Raw genomic sequence first — 17,063 nt, forward strand, 5'->3', positions numbered from 1 at the left:
GGTTCGTCTCGGAACGCTCCTGCGCGTCCACCTTCCGGCCCCCCTTCCCTGCTCTTTCAGGGAGGCGCGCCCGGCGAAAGGAACGCGCACTCCGTGCAGGCTAAAGCACGGAAGAAAGGCACAACAGTGGTCGGTGATGCGTTTCTGCCTCAGGTCAACGGGTGTTTTTGTCAGACGCCCGTCGATTTGTCCTCGTCTGTGGGCCTGCCCGGGCCGGCATCCCGGCCCGCGTCGGCGCGCTGGTCGGGGAACTCGGCGGGCAGGCGGCGGATCCGCGCCGTCATGTTGCGGATCAGCAGCACCGTGGCGATCGCCAGGAGCACGATGATGAGCAGGCCCATCGGCCCGGCCAGCCCACCCGACCTGGTGTCGCCGAAGTTGTTCTCGGCGAGGACGTCCAGTGCGAACACCATGACTTCACCTTACGCCCGTGAAGAGATCGTCTTCCGGCTGCCGTGTCTCGACCAGCGACTTGACCAGCTCGTAGTCCTCGGTCGGCCACACCTTCTGCTGGATCGGCAGTGGGACGGCGAACCAGAAGCCGTCGGGGTCGACCTGGGTGGCGTGGGCGCGCAGGGCGTCGTCGCGGATCTCGAAGAACTCGCCGCACGGCACCCGCGTGGTGACCCGGTCGGTGACGTCCCGCCGGTCGTCCCATTCCTTGATCCACTCCGTGTAGGGCGACTCGCCGGTGGCCTCCAGCATCGCCTCGTGCAGCGCCATCATGCGCTTCCGGGACCAGCCCATGTTGTAGTAGAGCTTCTGCGGCTGCCACGGCTCGCCGGCCTCCGGATAGCGGCTCGCGTCGCCGGCCGCGTCGAACGCCACCATGCTGATCTTGTGGGTCATGACGTGGTCGGGGTGCGGGTAGCCACCCTCCTCGTCATACGTCGTGATGACGTGCGGCTTGAAGCTGCGGATCAGCCTGACCAGCGGCGCCGCCGCCTCGTCCGGGTCCATCAGGCCGAAGCAGCCCTCGGGCAGCGGCGGCAGGGGGTCACCCTCGGGGTAGCCCGAGTCGACGAAGCCGAGCCAGTCCTGCCGCACACCGAGGATCTCCCGGGCCCGGTCCATCTCGGCCCGCCGGATGGTGGCGATGTTCTCCCAGACCTCGGGCCGGTCGAGCTTCGGGTTGAGCACGCTGCCGCGCTCCCCGCCGGTGCATGTGACGACGAGCACATCGACGCCGTCGGCCGCGTATTTCGCCGTCGCGGCGGCGCCCTTGCTCGATTCGTCGTCCGGATGTGCGTGCACCGCCATCAATCGCAGCTGCTCGGCCACGGCTCTCCTCAAGGTGTGCGTCCAACCCCGCGCGCGGGGCGCCCCGGCTAACGACCCTATTGTGGTCGGTACCTCCGACAAAACGACGAGGACGCCTTCCCGTGACCGAGACGCACACCACAGCCAAGTACCCGCCCGGACGCTACGGCCGCCGCCGCGAACCGCAGCCGCGCCGGCGCTGGGTCGTGGCCTGCCTCGCGGCGGTGGCCCTGGTCGCGGGCGGTGCGATCGTCTGGCGGCTCTACCAGCAGTACGGGCCGCAGGAGTACGAGCCGCAGGTCCAGCGCTTCTACAACGTCACCGACGACGGCATCAGCGTCGACTTCGTGGTCCGCAAGGACTCCGACAAGGCGGCGACCTGCCGGGTGCGGGCCCGCTCGGCGAGCGGCGAGGAGGTCGGGCTGGCCGAGGTCGACGTGCCGAAGGGCGCCGAGCCGGTGGTCTCCTACCGGCTGGCCACCAGCGACCGGCCGGTTACTGTGGAGGTGCCGGCCTGCGGGCCACTGCGCTCCAGATGACGCTCCGGAGAACGCCACACGGAATTCACGTAGCCGTGGTGACACGAGTCACTGGTACTTTGGTGGTTTGACCGAGCGTGCCCGTAAGGAGATCTTCAGTGTCGACCACCGACGGCGGACAGGCCACCACCTGGCTGTCGCAGGACGCCTATGACCGGTTGCAGGCCGAGCTGGACGAGCTCATCGCCAACCGTCCGGCGATAGCCGCCGAGATCAACGCACGCCGCGAAGAGGGCGACCTGCGCGAGAACGGCGGATACCACGCCGCCCGCGAGGAGCAGGGCAAGGCCGAGGGGCGCATCCTGTACCTCAAGGAGTTCCTCCGGAAGGCCGTCGTCGGCGACGCACCGACGTCCAACGCGGTGGCCCCCGGCACCGTCGTCACGATCCAGTTCGACGACGACGAGGACGACACCGAGACGTTCCTGCTCGGCTCGCGTGAGATCGCCGCGACGACCGACCTGACCGTCTACAGCCCGGAGTCCGCCCTGGGCAAGGCGATCCTCGGCGCCCAGAAGGGCGACGCGGTGAAGTACACGGCGCCGAGCGGCGCCGAGATCAAGGTGAAGGTGATCTCGTTCGAGCCCTTCGCGGGCTGACCTGCATAGCGCGAGAGGGCGCCCGCGGCGTGGCCGCGGGCGCCCTGCCATGTCCGGAGCCCGGAGGTCCCGCTACACGCCGAAGGTCACCGTGTACCCGGCCGAGCGCAGGGCGTGCACCAGCCGGTCGGAGTGCTCGGCACCGCGGGTCTCGACCGACAGGCCGATCTCGACCTCGCCGAGCTGGAGCCGGGAGTCCTGGCGGCGGTGGGCCACGTCGACGACGTTGGCGCCCTGCTCGGCGATGTACGACAGGAGCTTGGCCAGATGGCCCGGCCGGTCGCCGCAGCGCACGGTGAAGGCCAGGTAGCGGCCGGCCGCGGCGAGGCCGTGCTCGATCACCCGCAGCATGAGCATCGGGTCGATGTTGCCGCCGGACAGCACGGCGACCGCCGGGGTCTCGGCCTCGACCGCCCCGGCGAGCAGGGCGGCGACGCCGACGCTGCCGGCCGGCTCGACCACCGTCTTGCCCCGCTCCAGCAGCATGAGCAGCGCGCGGGAGATGTCCTCGTCGGTGACCGTGACGACGTCGTCGACGAGCTTGCCGACGTGCGCGAAGGTCAGGTCGCCGGGGCGGCCGACCGCGATGCCGTCGGCGATCGTGGCGACCGACTCCAGCCGCACCGGGCGGCCCGCGCGCAGCGACCGCGGGAACGACGCGGCGCCGGCGGCCTGCACGCCGACGATCCGCACGTCGGGCCGGACGGCCTTGACGGCCACGGCCAGGCCGGAGATGAGCCCGCCACCGCCCATGCCGGTGACGATCGTCCGCACGTCGGGCACCTGTTCCAGGATCTCCAGGCCCAGCGTGCCCTGCCCGGCGATGATGTCGGGATGGTCGAACGGGTGGATCAGCACCGCGCCCGTGCGCTCGGCGAACTCGTGGGCGGCCTCCAGGGACTCGTCGACGGTCGCGCCGGCGAACTCGACCCGCGCCCCGTAGCCCTTGGTCGCGGCGATCTTCGGCAGCGGCGCGCCGACCGGCATGAACACGGTGGAGCGGATGCCGAGCAGGCCGGCCGCGAGCGCGACCCCCTGGGCGTGGTTGCCGGCGCTGGCGGCGACGACGCCCCGGCGGCGCTCCTCCGGGCTCAGCCGGGCGATCCGCACGTAGGCGCCGCGGACCTTGAAGGATCCCGCGCGCTGGAGGTTCTCGCACTTGAGCCACGCGGGACCGGACAGCTTGGCGGTCAGTGGCCGGCAGGGCTCCACCGGGGTCAGGCGGGTCACGCCTGCCAGCAGTTCCCTTGCCGCTTGGATCTCGGCGAGCGTCACGAGCTCCGAGGGGACGGTCATGCCCTGATCGTGCCACCCGCCACCCGCAGGCGTGCGATGCGGCCGTACTGTGCGCTCGTCGTGCGGGCGATCAGCAACACGGCGGCGCCCGCCGCGCCCACGAGCAGGGCCGCCCCCGGCAGCCGCAGGACCAGCTGGCGGCCGAAGAGGTGGGCGACGAGCGCCCGGTCCACCGGCTCGCCGGCCGCGGCCAGGTGGCGCACGTGGCCGATCTCGCCGGCGTTGTCGAGCCCGCTCAGCACGCCCAGCACGGTCGCCACCGCCCCGGCGAGCGCGAGGCCGCGGAAGACCCAGGTCAGCACAACCATGGAGCGGCGCAGGCGGGGCACCCGCCCGACGCTGCCGGTGGTCACCCGGCGGTCGCTGACGCCGAACGCGACCAGGTTGGCCCGGGCCCGGGCGTGCCAGCCCCAGGCCGCCACGGCCGCCGCCGTGAGGCTGGCGGCGAGCGCGAGGCCGATGACGATCCGCACGGTGCCGGCCAGCGCGGCCGGCTCGGCGCCGGGCCGGTGCGCGGCCCAGACGTCGGCCAGCGGCGCGAACGCGAGCGCCAGGTTGGCCAGCGCGGCCGCCGCCACGGCCAGCATGGCGGCGGTCGCCCAGTGCGCGATGGCCCGGACCTGCGTCACGTCCGGCGGGCCGCCATCCGCGGCCAGCCCGGCGCGTGCCGCCGCCAGGGTGCCCGCTGCTCGATCTGGCCGGCCAGCCCGAGCAGCAGCAGCTCCGCGCCGGGCGGGCCGACGAGCTGCACGGCGACCGGCAGGCCGTCGGGCCGGACCCCGACCGGGACCACGAGTCCGGGGAAGCCGGCGAAGTTCCACGGCGCCGCATACGGCGCGTAGCGGGTGTTGGCCAGCAGGTTCGCCGCCCACGACCGGGCCGACCAGCGCCCCGCGGCGGGCGGCGCGGTGGCCAGCGCCGGCGTGACCAGCACGTCGTAGCGGCCCTCGGCGAACCAGTTCTGGCAGCGCTCGCGCCAGGCGGCCCGGTCGGCGTCGCGGACCAGGCCCCGGGCGAGGGCCCGCTCGCCGAGCGCCGCGTGCCGGCGGGTGCGCGGCTGGAGGCGCCCGCCGTCGAGCCCGGCGGTGTCGAGGTGGACCCCGGCGAACCAGGTGGCCAGCACCCGGGCCGCCAGCGCCGGCGGGTACACCGGGTCGGCCCGAACGGCGCCGTGCCCCTCCGCGACCAGGAGCCGGACCGCGTCGCTCAGCCCCTGGCGCGCGCCCACGTCGGGGAACACGCCGGTCACCGGGCTGCGCAGGGACACTGCCACCCGCAGTGCCCCCGGAGGGCTCAATGACGGTGTCGTACTGCCGGCCAGTACCGAATATCCAAGATGCGCATCGGCGACGGTGGTGGCGAGGATCCCGTTCTCGGTCATCCCGTACCAGTCGTTCGTCCCGATCCCCGCCGGCACGCTGCCCCGCCCCGGCTTCAGCCCGACGAGCCCGCAGCAGGCGGCGGGGATCCGCACCGACCCGAGCCCGTCGTTGCCGTGGGCGATCGGCACCAGCCCGGCGGCGACGGCGGCCGCCGAGCCGCCGCTCGACCCGCCCGGCGTCCGGTCCGTGCGCCAGGGGTTGCGGGTGATGCCGTCGGCGTCGTCGGTGGTGGCCCAGATGCCGAGCTCCGGCATCCGGGTCACGCCGACCACGATCGCGCCCGCGCCGCGCAGCCTGCGCACGACCTCGTGGTCCTGCTCGGCGACCGGCTGCCGGGCGGCCGCCGAGCCGTTCCACGTGGGCAGCCCGGCGACCGGGGTGTTCTCCTTCACCGCGATCGGCACCCCGGCGAGCGCCAGGTTGCCGAGCCCGGGCTGCTCGTCCACCGTCTCGGCCTCGGCGACGGCCGAGACGGCGCGCACCTCGCGGAACGCGCCGACGATGCGGTCGTACGCCCGGATCGAGTCGAGGTGGTCGGCCACGACCTCGGTCGCGGAGGTGTCACCGCGCCGCACGGCGCGGGCGATCTCCTTGGCGGTGGCGCCTACCCAGGTCGTGGAGCGGTGCAGCATGGGGGGAACACCTTTCCGATCCGGCGGCGGTTCATTGTGTCAACGAGCGAGCGCCTGCTCCAGATCGGCGAGAAGGTCGTCGATCGTCTCGATGCCGACGGACAGACGGACCAGGTCGCCCGGCACCTCCAGCGGGCTGCCGGCCGCGCTCGCGTGCGTCATCCGGCCGGGGTGCTCGATGAGCGACTCGACGCCGCCGAGCGACTCGCCGAGCACGAAGAGCCCGGCCCGGTTGCAGATCTCGACCGCCGCCTCCTCCCCGCCGGCGGCGCGGAAGGAGACCATCCCGCCGTACCGCTTCATCTGCTTGGCGGCGATCTCGTGCCCGTGGTGCTCCGGCAGCCCGGGGTACAGCACCTGCCCGACCGCCTTGTGCCGCAGCAGGAACTCGACCACCTTCTCCGCGTTGTCGCAGTGCCGGTCCATCCGCACGCCGAGCGTCTTGATCCCCCGCAGGGTCAGCCACGCGTCGAACGGGCCGGCGATCGCGCCCATGGCGTTCTGGTGGTACGCGAGCTCCTGCATCAGCTCCTCGTCGGTGCCGACGAGGGCCCCGCCCACGACGTCGGAGTGGCCGCCGATGTACTTCGTGGTGCTGTGCACGACCAGGTCCGCGCCCAGGTGCAGGGGCTGCTGGAGGTACGGCGAGGCGAACGTGTTGTCGACCACGAGCAGCGCGCCGCGGTCGTGGGCCAGCTGGGCCAGCGCGGCGATGTCGGCGATGCCGAGCAGCGGGTTGGTCGGCGTCTCCAGCCACACGATCTTCGTGCGGTCGGTGATCGCGGCGCGCACCGAGTCGACGCTGTGGATCGAGGCCGGGGTGAAGTCGAGGCCCCAGCGCTGCGCGACGCGCGCGAACAGCCGGTAGGTGCCGCCGTAGGCGTCGTCGGGGATCACCACGTGGTCGCCCGGCCGGCAGATCGTGCGCAGCAGGGTGTCCTCGGCGGCCAGTCCGGACGCGAAGGCGAGGGCGCGGCGGCCGCCCTCCAGCGCGGCGAGGCACTCCTGGAGCGCGTCGCGGGTCGGGTTGGCGGTGCGGCTGTACTCGTACCCCTGGCGCGGGCTGCCGACGGCGTCCTGCGCATATGTGCTGGTCTGGAAGATCGGGGGGACCACCGCGCCCGTAGCCGGATCCGGCTCCTGTCCGGCGTGGATGGCGAGTGTCTCGAAGCCGTGGGTCATGGGACGACCCTAGTGGCGTTTAGGCTGGCGGGTGTGGCGGACTGTCTGTTCTGTGCGATCGCGTCGGGTTCCGCGCCCGCCTTCGTCGTGGCGTCCTCGTCGTCTGCTGTCGCGTTCCTGGACATCCGTCCGGTCTTCAAGGGTCACGTACTGGTGGCCCCCCGCGCGCACATCGTGACGCTGACCGATCTGCCGGTTGCCGATCTTGGCGAATATTTCGGATTTGTTCGGACATTGGCGGGGGCGGTGGAGACGGGCCTCTCGGCGGGCGGCACGTTCGTGGCGATCAACAACAAGGTGTCGCAGAGCGTGCCGCACCTGCACACGCACGTCGTGCCCCGGACCAAGGGCGACGGGCTGCGCGGCTTCTTCTGGCCACGCGGCAAGTACGAGTCCGACGAGGAAGCCGCGGCGTACGCATCGAAGATCGCAGCCGTAATACCTTCTTAAGGCGGTTCGGCGCGCGGCGCGGCAGACTTGAGTCCATCAAGGCTTGAAGGAGCTGATCGCGTGTTTCTGCGGTACAAGAAGCAGCTGGACCTGCCGACCCCTTCGACCGCACTGCCGGGCCGCGACGTCGAGATGCCCGTCGCCGCGAAGCACACGGTCCTGGGCACCCCGCTGCGCGGCCCGTGGCCGGCGGGCCTCGAGGTGGCGTACTTCGGGATGGGATGTTTCTGGGGCGCCGAGCGCATCTTCTGGCGCATCCCCGGCGTGTACTCGACCTCGGTGGGCTACCAGGGCGGCATCACGACCAACCCGACCTACGAGGAGGTGTGCTCGGGCATGACCGGCCACACCGAGGCGGTCCAGGTGGTGTACGACCCGGCGAAGGTATCGTTCGAGCAGCTGTTGAAGGCGTTCTGGGAGAACCACGACCCGACCCAGGGCATGCGCCAGGGCAACGACGTGGGCACCCAGTACCGCTCGACGATCTACACGACGACCCCGGCCCAGGCCGAGGCGGCGGCGTCGTCCCGCGACCTGTTCGCCCCGGTGGTCCGCGCGACGGGCCGCGGCGAGATCACCACGGAGATCGCCGAGGCGGGCCCGTTCTACTACGCGGAGGACTATCACCAGCAGTACCTCTCGGACGCGAAGAACCCGGGCGGCTACTGCAACCACGGCCCGAACGGGATGACCTGCCCCATCGGCGTCGGCACCCTGCCCGCCTGATCCGTTCGACGAACGGCCATCGCCACCTCGACGGTGGCCGTTCCGCCGTATTACACTTTGTCTTATGTCGACGATTACATTCCGGACGGATGACGACGTCGATCGGGCGCTGGCCGAGCTGGCATCCGGCGACCGCGACCGTTCGCAGGTCATTCGTGACGCGATCCTTGCCGCGTGGCGCGCCCGCCGCGACGAGCAGATCCGCGCCGAGGCGGAAGCCGTTGCAGCGGACACGGACGATGTCGCCGAGGCACGAGCCGTGCTGGCAGACATGGAGTCACTCCGTGCGTGGTGACGTCTACGAACTCAAGGCGCCCCGGGACACGCGCGGCCACCAGCAACGCGGCAACCGATACGCCGTCGTGGTCCAGTCCGACCTGCTGCCACTGTCGACGTGGCTCGTCGCACCGACCTCCACCAGTGCCCGGCCAACCAGTTTCCGGCCGGAGATCGAGGTTCAGGGCAAATCCACATATGTGCTCGCCGAGCAGACCGCGGCCGTCCAGCCCGAACGACTCGGCCAGCTTGTCGGTCACCTTTCGCACCAGGAGATGTCCGCAGTCGACGACGCGCTACGTCTCGTCCTCCATCTCTGACTCCGCGGCGCCCATGTTGTGACATGGACGTCAGGACCACCACCAGCAGCACCTCTCGGACGCGAAGAACCCGGGCGGCTACTGCAACCACGGCCCGAACGGCATGACCTGCCCCGTCGGCGTCACAACCATGCCAAACGCCACCTGACCTGCCGGAACTCTGTGGCCGCCAGTCCTGCTGGACTGCGTGGCCCCGGTCGCCGGGTTCGATCGGGCTCAGCCGGAGAAGGGCGAGTCGCCGGCGATGGCGCGCAGTGCCCGCAGGTGCGCTCCATAGGCCGCGCGCCCTGCATCGGTCAGCCGCAACCACGTGCGCGGGCGGCGGCCGACCCTCCCCTTGTCGACGCTGAGGTAGCCGGCCTGCTCCAGGAGGGCGACCTGCTTCGACAGCGCCGCGTCGGTGATTTCGACGGCGTCGCGGATCAGCGCGAACTCGGCCCGCTCGACCCCTGAAAGGGCGGCCACGATGGAGAGTCGGATCGGGTTGGTCAGCAGCTCGTCGAGGTCGCGCCGGGGATGTTTATGCGTCGCCACGCCGGTCCCGCCAGGCGGAGATGAGGAACGGGGCGGAGACCAGCACCGCCGCCGGAATCCAGTAGGCCGGACGCCCCGCCATGTCCCGGCCGTTCACCTCCACCGCGTCGCCGGCGACGACCAGCACCCCGAACAGAGCCGCCGCCACGTAACCCTCCCACTGACGCCGCGGTGACCGGTCGGCGCGCGACCGCGTGCGGTCGACCCTGCCCCAGAACAGGGCCCACAGCGGAATGAGCGCCATCACGATGAAGACCAGAACCGTACGCAACACCAACGGCCCCACGAAACCCCAGGTGAGCGTCACCGCCGCGAACAGCGCCGCCACGACGAGCTTGGCGACCACGACCCAACGTGCCTGCACGGCGAGAATGCGCCGACGGGACTCGGCCGCCTGCTCCAGCGCAGACCAGGCCTCGTCGCGGGAGATGTCCTCGGGCATGTTGCCAGGGTGACATCTACTTGCCAATGTGACAACTACATGTCACTTCGGGAAGCGTTGACGGTGGAAGATCACTAGCAGCACCTCGAGAACCCGGGCGGCTACGGCGCCCCGGGACACGTCGCCGCGGCGCTCGGACGGTGAACTAGCGCGGTCGGCGGGTCAGGAGGCGGGGCACCGGCTCGCGGTTGCGCCAGGCCTCCGCCTCGCCGCGGGTCCGTCGCCAGGTGTGGCGCAGCCGCCAGGCGAAGACCGGTGCCAGTACGACGGCGGCGCCCAGCAGCAGGAGGGAGTCACGCAGGCTCGGTTCGTCGCCCGCCAGGTAGACGGACCCGACCGGGTCGAGCGGGTCGTAGAGCAGCGTGACCTCCTCCCCGACGTCCGGCTCGTTCCAGGGAGCGTGGCCGACCCAGGTGGTGATCTCCTCCCCGCCGCGGGTGGTGAAGGTGACCGACGCCCACGACTGGCGGTCGCGTAGTTCGCGTACGGTCCCGACCGTCCGCTCGCCCCGGTCCAGCATGTCGTTGCGGTGGCGCAGGTTGCCGAGGCCGCAGTACGCGATGGTCGCCACCAGCAGCGCGCAGAACGCGACGCCCAGGGCCGGGTGCCGGAGCCAGTAGCCGGGGCGCCACCGGCCGCGCGGGTTCGGCTGGGCCGGGCCGGGCGACGCGGTGGGCTCTGGCCGGGCTGCGCGCAGCCGCCGGCCGTACCGCTTGACCATGCCAGCCTCCCCCGCAGACGTCGCCCTCGGGTTGTCAGCGACCACGGTAGATGGCCGGGTAAAGCGGGGCACCGCGCAGCGGCGCCGGTCGATAACATCCGGGACCATGACCGCAGGACGGCTGCCCTGGACGCTCGTGGTGATCCAGGGGGTGATCGTCGCGCTCTACGGGTATGCGGCCGTCGCCTACCTGGCGAGTGACGCCCCCGCCTTCCCCGAGCAGGCGCCACCCGCGTGGGCCTGGCCGGCGGTCGCCGTCGTCGGGCTCGGGTTCGTGCCGGCGGTCGCGGCAGTCCTCGTCGCGGCGCCGGGGCTGGCCTCGCCGCGGCTCAGGGAGGACCGGCCGGCCTGGGCGTGGCTCGCCGGGGCCACCGCCGCCACCGTCGTGATGCTCGCCGTCATGGCCACGCCGCCCGGGTGGGTGCTGTTCGACTGGTACGTCAGCTGAGCGCCGTCCGGCGGGGCGTCGTCGCGTCGGGCGCGGTGCTCGTCGCCGGGTCGCTCATGAGCTGGGAGGTCAACGGGACCATCGGCGGGCCGGTCGGTGTGTCCGGGCTGGAGTCGGGGGGCCTCCTCACCCTCGCCATGGGGATCGTCGCCGCCGTCGCGATCCGCCACCTGCCGGTGGTCGCGGTGCTCGCCGGGGGCGTCGCGGGGGTGGTCGTCGCCAAGGCCTGTGCGGACATCGTCCGGGCGCCCGACCACGTCGACAACTCGCACGACCCGGCGCTCGGGATCGTCGTCGCCGGGGTGGGGGCCCTCGGGGTGCTGTGCGGCGGGATCGTCGAGGTGGTCCGCATGAGCAGGAGCGCAGCGGGCAGGTAACCGCCGCTCAGCAGGTGTGGCGGAAGGAGCGGCGCGAGTGGTGCCGACCGGGGTCTGGGTGCCGACGCCCGTACTGGTCGGGGCGCTCACCGGGGGCCTCGTGGCGTGCGCGGTGCTGCTCGTGGTGGCTGCGTACCTCGTCGTCGTGGTGGTCCAGCCAATCCGCAAGACCGCGGTCATCGCCGACCAGCTCGCCGGCGGGCGGCTCGACCCACGGCTGCTGCGCACCGGGCTCGGCGAGATCAGCCGGCTCGGGCGGTCGCTCAACGTCCTCGGCGCCTCGCTCGGGCGCAGCCTCGACGGGCTCGCGCAGCTCGTCGAGGCGCAGACCGCCCTGCGGCGGGTGGCCACGCTCGTCGCCCGCGGGGTGTCGCCGTCGGAGGTGTTCGACGCGGTGACGGCGGAGCTCGGGCGGCTCATCGGGGCCGACGGGGCGAACATCGTGCGGTACGAGCCCGACGGGACGGGGACCATCGTCGCGCTGTGGGGCTGGCCCGGGGTACTGCTGCCGGCCGGGACCCGGATATCGCTCTCCGGCGAGAGCGTCTCGGCGGCCGTGAAGAGCACCGGACGGGCCGCGCGCATGGACAGCTACACGCGCTCGGCCGGCCCGCTCGCCGAGTTCCTGCTCGCGAAGGGCATCCGGTCGGCGGTCGGTGCACCGATCTACGTGGAGGGGCGGCTCTGGGGCGTCGTCACCGCCTCGATGGTGCGTGACGAGCCGCTGCCCTGCGACGCCGAGCTCCGGCTGGCCGACTGCACCGAGCTCGTCGCCACCGCGATCGCCAACGCCCAGGCCCGCACCGACCTCGTCGAGTCGCGGGCCCGCGTCGTGCTCGCCACCGACCAGACCCGCCGGCGCATCGAGCGGGACCTCCACAACAGCGTCCAGCAGCGGCTGTTCTCGCTCGGGCTGGCGCTGCGGGCGGCCCAGGACGAGGTGCCGCCCGGCCTGCCGGAGCTGCGGGACCGCCTCGCCGCGGTGGCCGCCGGGCTGGCGGCCGGGCTCGACGAGCTGCGCGAGATCTCGCGCGACATCCATCCGCAGATCCTCACCGACCGCGGGCTGGCCTCGGCGGTGAAGGCGCTGGCCCGGCGTTCGCCGGTCGCGGTGGAGTTGGAGGTACTGCTGGAGACCCGCCTGCCGGAGTCGCTCGAGGCGGTCGCGTACTACGTGGTCGCGGAGTCGCTGGCCAACGCCGCGCGGCACGCGGAGGCCTCGGTCGTCCACGTCTCGCTCGGGGTGCGCGAGCAGCGGCTGCACCTGTCGGTGAGCGACGACGGCAAGGGCGGCGCCGACCCCCACCGGGGTTCCGGCCTGATCGGCATCAGCGACCGCATCGAGGCGCTGGGCGGCACGATGACGCTCTTCAGCCCACGCGGCGGCGGCACCGCGCTCGACCTCGAACTGCCGATCCCCGAGTAGCACGGGCAACCGGGCCGACACCGGCACAGTGCGGCCCGGGATCCACAGGATCCCGGGCCGCACTGGTGCTGGCAGGCGAGGGCGCGGCCGCGATGTACGCGGGGAACCACGACGTGCACTCGCCTGCCGGGTGGATCCGCCCGTTCCCTGGGGAGGACGCCTGGCCGGAGGCGTTCGGAGCCGACGGAGGCATGCCGGCAACCGTTCCCGGGCGGATCTTTTGTGTTGCGGGACCACGTACGTTGGCGGGTGCGCCGAAGTCTCCGCGGGGATCAACGATCGTGCTGGAGGAAGGAGCCCGGTTGCCGAGGTCGATGTAAGCAGTCAGGCCGCCGACCTGGGCGGACAACCAGTGCGACATCCTTCCGACCACCCGAGCGGGGACGGCGGGGCGCCACCCATAATGTCGCCATGGAGAGCCCCCTCTTAGCCCGTATCCGTGACGCGGTGATCGGCGACGACCAGGTGATGTGGGGGCCGTTCGGCGCTCGCCGCGTCACGTACGCCGACTACACCGCCTCCGGCCGCGCGCTGGACTTCATCGAGCGGTTCGTCCGCGACGAGGTGCTGCCGCGGTACGCCAACACGCACACGGAGTCGTCCGGCACCGGGCTGCAGACCACCCGGCTGCGCGAGGACGCCCGCCAGATCGTCAACGAGGCGGTCGGGGGCGACGCCGAGACCGTCGTCATCTTCACCGGCTCCGGGTCGACGGCGGCGATCGACAAGATCGTGCACATCCTGGGCCTGCGGGTGCCGGCCGGCCTGGAGGACCGCTACGCGCTGTCGGACGCGATCCCCGCCGCCGAGCGGCCGGTGGTGTTCATCGGGCCGTTCGAGCACCACTCCAACGAGCTGCCGTGGCGGGAGTCGATCGCCGACGTGGTGGTGATCCCGGAGAACCACAACGGGCTCATCGACCTCGACCGGCTCCGCGCCGAGCTGGAGCGGTACGCCGACCGGCCGCTGAAGATCGGCTCGTTCTCCGCCGCCTCGAACGTGACCGGCATCGTCACCGACACCCACGCGATCTCGGCGCTGCTGCACGAGCACGGCGCGCTGTCGTTCTGGGACTTCGCGGCGGCGGCGCCGTACGTCGACATCGCGATGTACGGCACCGGGCCCGGCGAGTACAAGGACGCCGTGTTCATCTCCCCCCACAAGTTCGTGGGCGGCCCCGGTACCCCGGGCGTCCTCGTCGTGCGCCGCGAGGTGCTCACCAACCGGGTGCCGACGGTGCCCGGCGGCGGGACGGTGGACTACGTCAACCCGACCGACCACCACTACATCGCCGACCCGGCGCACCGCGAGGAGGGCGGCACCCCGGCCATCGTCGAGTCGATCCGGGCCGGCCTGGTGTTCCAGCTGAAGCAGGCGGTCGGCACGGACACCATCCGCGCCCTGGAGGAGGGCTTCCTGCGCGAGGCGATCACGTCGTGGCGGACCAACCCGAACATCGAGATCCTCGGCAACCTCGACGCCTCGCGGCTGTCGATCGTGTCGTTCGTGATCCGCCGGCCCGGCGGGCGCTATCTGCACCACAACTTCGTGGTCGCCCTGCTCAACGACCTGTTCGGGATCCAGTCCCGGGGCGGCTGCTCCTGTGCCGGCCCGTACGGCCACCGCCTGCTCGGCATCGACATCGAGCGCTCGCACCGGTTCGAGCAGGAGATCATCGCGGGATGCGAGGGGATCAAGCCCGGGTGGGTCCGGGTCAGCTTCAACTACTTCATCTCGCCGACGGTGTTCCGGTACATCGTGGAGGCGGTCCACATCGTGGCGTCCCACGGCTGGGCGCTGCTGCCGCAGTACCGCTTCGACCCGCAGACCGGGCTCTGGAGGCACCGCGACGGCCTGGTCGAGCCGCCGCTGCGGCTGTCCGAGCTGCACTACGACGAGTCCGGCGAGCTGCGCTGGCCGTCGCGGCACGAGCGGGCCCCCGAGTCCGACCTGTCCGGATATCTGCGATTTGCCCGCGAGCTGGTCGAGTCCCTCGGGACGGACGAGCAGCAGCAGCCGGACGGCATCGTGTCGGCCAACTTCGAGGCGCTGCGCTGGTTCGACCTGCCGGCGGTATCGCTGTTGGCGTAACCGGGCGGGCATGCCGGGCGACGGCCGGGTGTTCCAACCGGCATGGACCCAGAAATCGACGCCCTTGACGCGTACAGCCGGGTCGTCTCCAGCGTGGCGGCCTCGCTGCTGCCGAGCGTGGCCAGCCTGACCGTGCGCAGCCGGCGCGGCGAGGGGGCCGGCTCGGCCGTGGTGTACACCCCGGACGGCTTCGTCCTGACCAGCGCCCACGTCGTCGCGGGCGCCGACGGCGGCCTGGCCGAGTTCACCAACGGCACCCAGACCCGGTTCGACGTGGTGGGCGCCGACCCGCTCGCCGACCTGGCGGTGCTGCGCATCCGCGAGGTGGGCGTGCCGCCGGCGACCCTCGGCAACGCCGACGACCTGCGCATCGGCCAGCTCGTGGTGGCCGTGGGCAACCCGCTCGGGCTGGCCGGCTCGGTCACCGCCGGCGTGGTGAGCGCCCTGGGCCGCTCGCTGCCGGTCCGCGACGGCCGGCACGTGCGGCTCATCGACGACGTGATCCAGACCGACGCCGCGCTCAACCCGGGCAACTCCGGCGGTGCGCTGGCCGACTCGACGGGCAAGGTGGTCGGGGTCAACACCGCGGTCGCCGGGATCGGGCTGGGCCTCGCGGTGCCGATCAACACCAACACCCGGCTGATCATGTCGGAGCTCATGTCGAGCGGGAAGGTCCGCCGGGCCTGGCTCGGCGTGGCCGGCACCCCGGTGACCCTCCCCCAGCCCCTGGCGGAGCGCACCGGGCAGAAGAAGGGCCTCCGGCTGGTCGAGGTGGTGCCGGGCAGCCCGGCCGGCGAGGCCGGGCTCTACGTCGGCGACGTGATGATCTCCGCGGGCGGCCGGCCGATCATCGGCGTGCAGGACGTGCAGCGGCTCATGCTGGGCCCGGCGATCGGCACCCGCCTGCCGATCACCGTGCTGCGCAAGGACGCCCTGGTGGACGTCGTGGCGGTGCCGGAGCCGCTGACCTAGCTGAGCCGCTCCAGGACCATCGCCATGCCCTGGCCGCCGCCCACGCACATGGTCTCCAGGCCGATCGACTTGTCGTGCCACTGCAGCGAGTTGATCAGCGTGCCGGTGATCCGGGCGCCGGTCATGCCGAACGGGTGACCGACGGCGATGGCGCCACCGTTGACGTTGAGCTTCTCCAGCGGGATGCCCAGCCGGCGATACGACGGGATCACCTGGGCGGCGAAGGCCTCGTTGATCTCGACGAGGTCGACGTCGTCGATCGTCATGCCGGCCCGCTTGAGCGCGCTGCGGGACGCCTCGACCGGGCCGATGCCCATGATCTCCGGCGACATGGCGGTCACGCCGGTCGAGATGATCCGGGCCAGCGGCGTGATGCCGAGCTCGCGGGCCTTGACGTCGCTCATGACGACCACGGCGGCGGCGCCGTCGTTGAGCGGGCAGCAGTTGCCGGCCGTGACCCGGCCGTCGGGGCGGAACACCGGCTTGAGCCCGGCGACGCCCTCCATCGTCACGCCCGGGCGGGGGCCGTCGTCGGCCGTGATCACGTCGCCGGACGGCGTCGTCACCGGCGTGATCTCGCGGGCCCAGAAGCCGTTCTTGATCGCCTCTTCGGCGAGGTTCTGCGAGCGGACGCCGAACTCGTCCATCTCCTCGCGGGTCACGCCCTCGATCTGGGCCAGGTTCTCGGCGGTCTGCCCCATCGCGACGTAGATGTCGGGCAGCAGCCCGTCCTCGCGCGGGTCGTGCCAGGTGACGCCGCCCTCGGCGCTCCTGGCGGTGCGGGCGTAGGCCTCGGCGAACGCCGGGTTGTGCCAGGAGCCGCCGACCGCCGCGGCCGCGTCGGGCGGCAGGACGTCGGAGTTGCCCCGCGCGTACCGCGAGACGCACTCGACCCCGGCGGAGATGAACACGTCGCCCTCGCCGGCCTTGATCGCGTGGAACGCCTGGCGCGTGGTCTGCAGTGACGACGCGCAGTAGCGGGTGGTGGTGGCGCCCGGCAGGTGGTCGAACCCGAGCAGGGTGCCCACCACGCGGGCCATGTTGAAGCCCTGCTCACCGCCGGGCAGGCCGCAGCCGAGGTACAGGTCTTCGATGTCCCGCGGGTCGAGCTGCGGGACCTTGTCGAGCGCGGCCCGGACGATGGTGGCGGTGAGGTCGTCGGGGCGGAGGTCGCGCAGCGATCCCTTGGCGGCACGGCCGATCGGGGACCGGGCGGTGGCGACGATGACAGCTTCCGGCATGCCCTGACGTTACCTTTGGGTAACGACACCGGGCGAGCGGGTGTGACAAACCTGCACGCCAAGTGTCGGTTCCAGGTCCGCGTTCCAGGTCCGCGTTCCAGGTCCGCGTTCCAGGTCCGCGTTCCAGGTCCGCGTTCCAGGTCCGCGTT

General features: G+C 72.2%; 21 protein-coding genes. 11 read left to right on the plus strand and 10 right to left on the minus strand.

The features are described 5' to 3' along the window. Window positions 1-170: 170 nt before the first annotated feature. Both ABZS66_RS40095 and mca read right to left on the minus strand, forming a co-directional pair. Complete coding sequence (locus tag ABZS66_RS40095) at window positions 171-413, minus strand: hypothetical protein (RefSeq protein ID WP_354767230.1); 243 nt, start codon at window positions 411-413, stop codon at window positions 171-173. A gap of 4 nt (window positions 414-417) precedes the next feature. Next, on the minus strand, window positions 418-1,281 hold the full coding sequence (gene mca / locus ABZS66_RS40100; RefSeq protein ID WP_354767232.1) for a mycothiol conjugate amidase Mca: 864 nt from the start codon (window positions 1,279-1,281) through the stop codon (window positions 418-420). A 101-nt stretch (window positions 1,282-1,382) separates the two neighbouring features. On the opposite strand from mca, the gene ABZS66_RS40105 reads away from it, so the two are divergent. Both ABZS66_RS40105 and greA read left to right on the plus strand, forming a co-directional pair. Then, the gene (locus tag ABZS66_RS40105; protein ID WP_354767234.1) at window positions 1,383-1,799 is read left to right on the plus strand and encodes a DUF4307 domain-containing protein; all 417 of its coding nucleotides are present in this window, start codon (window positions 1,383-1,385) and stop codon (window positions 1,797-1,799) included. Between the two features lie 98 nt (window positions 1,800-1,897). Beyond that, a complete protein-coding gene (greA, locus tag ABZS66_RS40110) occupies window positions 1,898-2,398 on the plus strand; it encodes a transcription elongation factor GreA (RefSeq protein ID WP_354767236.1) in 501 nt (166 codons plus the stop codon). Between the two features lie 72 nt (window positions 2,399-2,470). Here the strand turns inward: greA and ilvA are convergent, their stop codons facing one another. The 4 genes from ilvA to ABZS66_RS40130 are packed head-to-tail and all read right to left on the minus strand — an operon-like array spanning window position 2,471 to window position 6,890. After that, a complete protein-coding gene (gene ilvA, locus ABZS66_RS40115; protein ID WP_354767238.1) occupies window positions 2,471-3,694 on the minus strand; it encodes a threonine ammonia-lyase in 1,224 nt (407 codons plus the stop codon). Continuing rightward, on the minus strand, window positions 3,691-4,323 hold the full coding sequence (locus ABZS66_RS40120; RefSeq protein WP_354767240.1) for a hypothetical protein: 633 nt from the start codon (window positions 4,321-4,323) through the stop codon (window positions 3,691-3,693). The genes ilvA and ABZS66_RS40120 overlap by 4 nt, the downstream gene beginning before the upstream one ends. Then, window positions 4,320-5,708 carry an amidase family protein gene (locus ABZS66_RS40125; RefSeq protein WP_354767242.1) on the minus strand — a complete coding sequence of 463 codons (1,389 nt, stop codon included), beginning with the start codon at window positions 5,706-5,708 and terminating at the stop codon, window positions 4,320-4,322. The genes ABZS66_RS40120 and ABZS66_RS40125 overlap by 4 nt, the downstream gene beginning before the upstream one ends. Before the next feature lie 39 nt (window positions 5,709-5,747). Then, window positions 5,748-6,890 carry a cystathionine gamma-synthase gene (locus ABZS66_RS40130; protein ID WP_354767244.1) on the minus strand — a complete coding sequence of 381 codons (1,143 nt, stop codon included), beginning with the start codon at window positions 6,888-6,890 and terminating at the stop codon, window positions 5,748-5,750. A gap of 33 nt (window positions 6,891-6,923) precedes the next feature. On the opposite strand from ABZS66_RS40130, the gene ABZS66_RS40135 reads away from it, so the two are divergent. The 4 genes from ABZS66_RS40135 (at window position 6,924) to ABZS66_RS40150 (ending at window position 8,662) form a co-directional block, all read left to right on the plus strand. Beyond that, window positions 6,924-7,340 carry an HIT family protein gene (locus ABZS66_RS40135; RefSeq protein WP_354767246.1) on the plus strand — a complete coding sequence of 139 codons (417 nt, stop codon included), beginning with the start codon at window positions 6,924-6,926 and terminating at the stop codon, window positions 7,338-7,340. 60 nt (window positions 7,341-7,400) lie between these two features. After that, complete coding sequence (gene msrA / locus ABZS66_RS40140) at window positions 7,401-8,066, plus strand: peptide-methionine (S)-S-oxide reductase MsrA (protein ID WP_354767248.1); 666 nt, start codon at window positions 7,401-7,403, stop codon at window positions 8,064-8,066. A gap of 64 nt (window positions 8,067-8,130) precedes the next feature. Then, window positions 8,131-8,361, plus strand: a complete 231-nt coding sequence (locus ABZS66_RS40145) for a hypothetical protein (RefSeq protein WP_354767250.1) — start codon at window positions 8,131-8,133, stop codon at window positions 8,359-8,361. Further along, window positions 8,351-8,662, plus strand: a complete 312-nt coding sequence (locus ABZS66_RS40150) for a type II toxin-antitoxin system PemK/MazF family toxin (protein WP_354767252.1) — start codon at window positions 8,351-8,353, stop codon at window positions 8,660-8,662. The genes ABZS66_RS40145 and ABZS66_RS40150 overlap by 11 nt, the downstream gene beginning before the upstream one ends. Window positions 8,663-8,878: 216 nt before the next feature. Here ABZS66_RS40150 and ABZS66_RS40155 read toward each other — a convergent pair whose 3' ends face one another. The 3 genes from ABZS66_RS40155 to ABZS66_RS40165 form a co-directional block, all read right to left on the minus strand. Continuing rightward, window positions 8,879-9,196 (minus strand): transcriptional regulator, encoded by a 318-nt coding sequence (locus ABZS66_RS40155; protein ID WP_354767254.1) that lies wholly within the window; start codon window positions 9,194-9,196, stop codon window positions 8,879-8,881. Beyond that, a complete protein-coding gene (locus ABZS66_RS40160; protein WP_354767256.1) occupies window positions 9,183-9,638 on the minus strand; it encodes a hypothetical protein in 456 nt (151 codons plus the stop codon). Before ABZS66_RS40160 ends, ABZS66_RS40155 begins: the two co-directional genes overlap by 14 nt. Window positions 9,639-9,783: 145 nt before the next feature. Beyond that, window positions 9,784-10,359: a DUF3592 domain-containing protein gene (locus ABZS66_RS40165; protein ID WP_354767258.1), complete on the minus strand. Its 576-nt coding sequence runs from the start codon at window positions 10,357-10,359 to the stop codon at window positions 9,784-9,786. 106 nt (window positions 10,360-10,465) lie between these two features. On the opposite strand from ABZS66_RS40165, the gene ABZS66_RS40170 reads away from it, so the two are divergent. The 5 genes from ABZS66_RS40170 (at window position 10,466) to ABZS66_RS40190 (ending at window position 15,673) form a co-directional block, all read left to right on the plus strand. Next, entirely contained in the window at window positions 10,466-10,807 is a 342-nt protein-coding gene (locus ABZS66_RS40170) for a hypothetical protein (protein ID WP_354767259.1), read from the plus strand. Further along, entirely contained in the window at window positions 10,777-11,184 is a 408-nt protein-coding gene (locus tag ABZS66_RS40175) for a hypothetical protein (protein WP_354767261.1), read from the plus strand. The genes ABZS66_RS40170 and ABZS66_RS40175 overlap by 31 nt, the downstream gene beginning before the upstream one ends. A gap of 37 nt (window positions 11,185-11,221) precedes the next feature. Next, window positions 11,222-12,610 (plus strand): histidine kinase, encoded by a 1,389-nt coding sequence (locus ABZS66_RS40180; protein ID WP_354767263.1) that lies wholly within the window; start codon window positions 11,222-11,224, stop codon window positions 12,608-12,610. A gap of 411 nt (window positions 12,611-13,021) precedes the next feature. Next, the gene (locus ABZS66_RS40185) at window positions 13,022-14,701 is read left to right on the plus strand and encodes an aminotransferase class V-fold PLP-dependent enzyme (RefSeq protein ID WP_354767265.1); all 1,680 of its coding nucleotides are present in this window, start codon (window positions 13,022-13,024) and stop codon (window positions 14,699-14,701) included. 42 nt (window positions 14,702-14,743) lie between these two features. Continuing rightward, window positions 14,744-15,673, plus strand: a complete 930-nt coding sequence (locus ABZS66_RS40190) for a trypsin-like peptidase domain-containing protein (protein ID WP_354767267.1) — start codon at window positions 14,744-14,746, stop codon at window positions 15,671-15,673. Here ABZS66_RS40190 and ABZS66_RS40195 read toward each other — a convergent pair. After that, window positions 15,670-16,914, minus strand: a complete 1,245-nt coding sequence (locus ABZS66_RS40195) for an acetyl-CoA C-acetyltransferase (protein WP_354767268.1) — start codon at window positions 16,912-16,914, stop codon at window positions 15,670-15,672. The two genes, ABZS66_RS40190 and ABZS66_RS40195, sit on opposite strands and share 4 nt — an antisense overlap. Window positions 16,915-17,063: the final 149 nt, after the last annotated feature.

Origin of the sequence: Dactylosporangium sp. NPDC005572 (assembly GCF_040605515.1) — a bacterium.
Classification (GTDB): domain Bacteria; phylum Actinomycetota; class Actinomycetes; order Mycobacteriales; family Micromonosporaceae; genus Dactylosporangium.

What these genes read in the sequence shown, in the direction of transcription:
- ABZS66_RS40095 (WP_354767230.1), bottom strand. Translation starts at nt 413, where the DNA reads ATGGTGTTCGCACTGGACGTCCTCGCCGAGAACAACTTCGGCGACACC.
- ilvA (WP_354767238.1), bottom strand. Translation starts at nt 3,694, where the DNA reads ATGACCGTCCCCTCGGAGCTCGTGACGCTCGCCGAGATCCAAGCGGCA.
- ABZS66_RS40125 (WP_354767242.1), bottom strand. Translation starts at nt 5,708, where the DNA reads ATGCTGCACCGCTCCACGACCTGGGTAGGCGCCACCGCCAAGGAGATC.
- ABZS66_RS40130 (WP_354767244.1), bottom strand. Translation starts at nt 6,890, where the DNA reads ATGACCCACGGCTTCGAGACACTCGCCATCCACGCCGGACAGGAGCCG.
- ABZS66_RS40145 (WP_354767250.1), top strand. Translation starts at nt 8,131, where the DNA reads ATGTCGACGATTACATTCCGGACGGATGACGACGTCGATCGGGCGCTG.
- ABZS66_RS40160 (WP_354767256.1), bottom strand. Translation starts at nt 9,638, where the DNA reads ATGCCCGAGGACATCTCCCGCGACGAGGCCTGGTCTGCGCTGGAGCAG.
- ABZS66_RS40165 (WP_354767258.1), bottom strand. Translation starts at nt 10,359, where the DNA reads ATGGTCAAGCGGTACGGCCGGCGGCTGCGCGCAGCCCGGCCAGAGCCC.
- ABZS66_RS40170 (WP_354767259.1), top strand. Translation starts at nt 10,466, where the DNA reads ATGACCGCAGGACGGCTGCCCTGGACGCTCGTGGTGATCCAGGGGGTG.
- ABZS66_RS40185 (WP_354767265.1), top strand. Translation starts at nt 13,022, where the DNA reads ATGGAGAGCCCCCTCTTAGCCCGTATCCGTGACGCGGTGATCGGCGAC.
- ABZS66_RS40190 (WP_354767267.1), top strand. Translation starts at nt 14,744, where the DNA reads ATGGACCCAGAAATCGACGCCCTTGACGCGTACAGCCGGGTCGTCTCC.
- ABZS66_RS40195 (WP_354767268.1), bottom strand. Translation starts at nt 16,914, where the DNA reads ATGCCGGAAGCTGTCATCGTCGCCACCGCCCGGTCCCCGATCGGCCGT.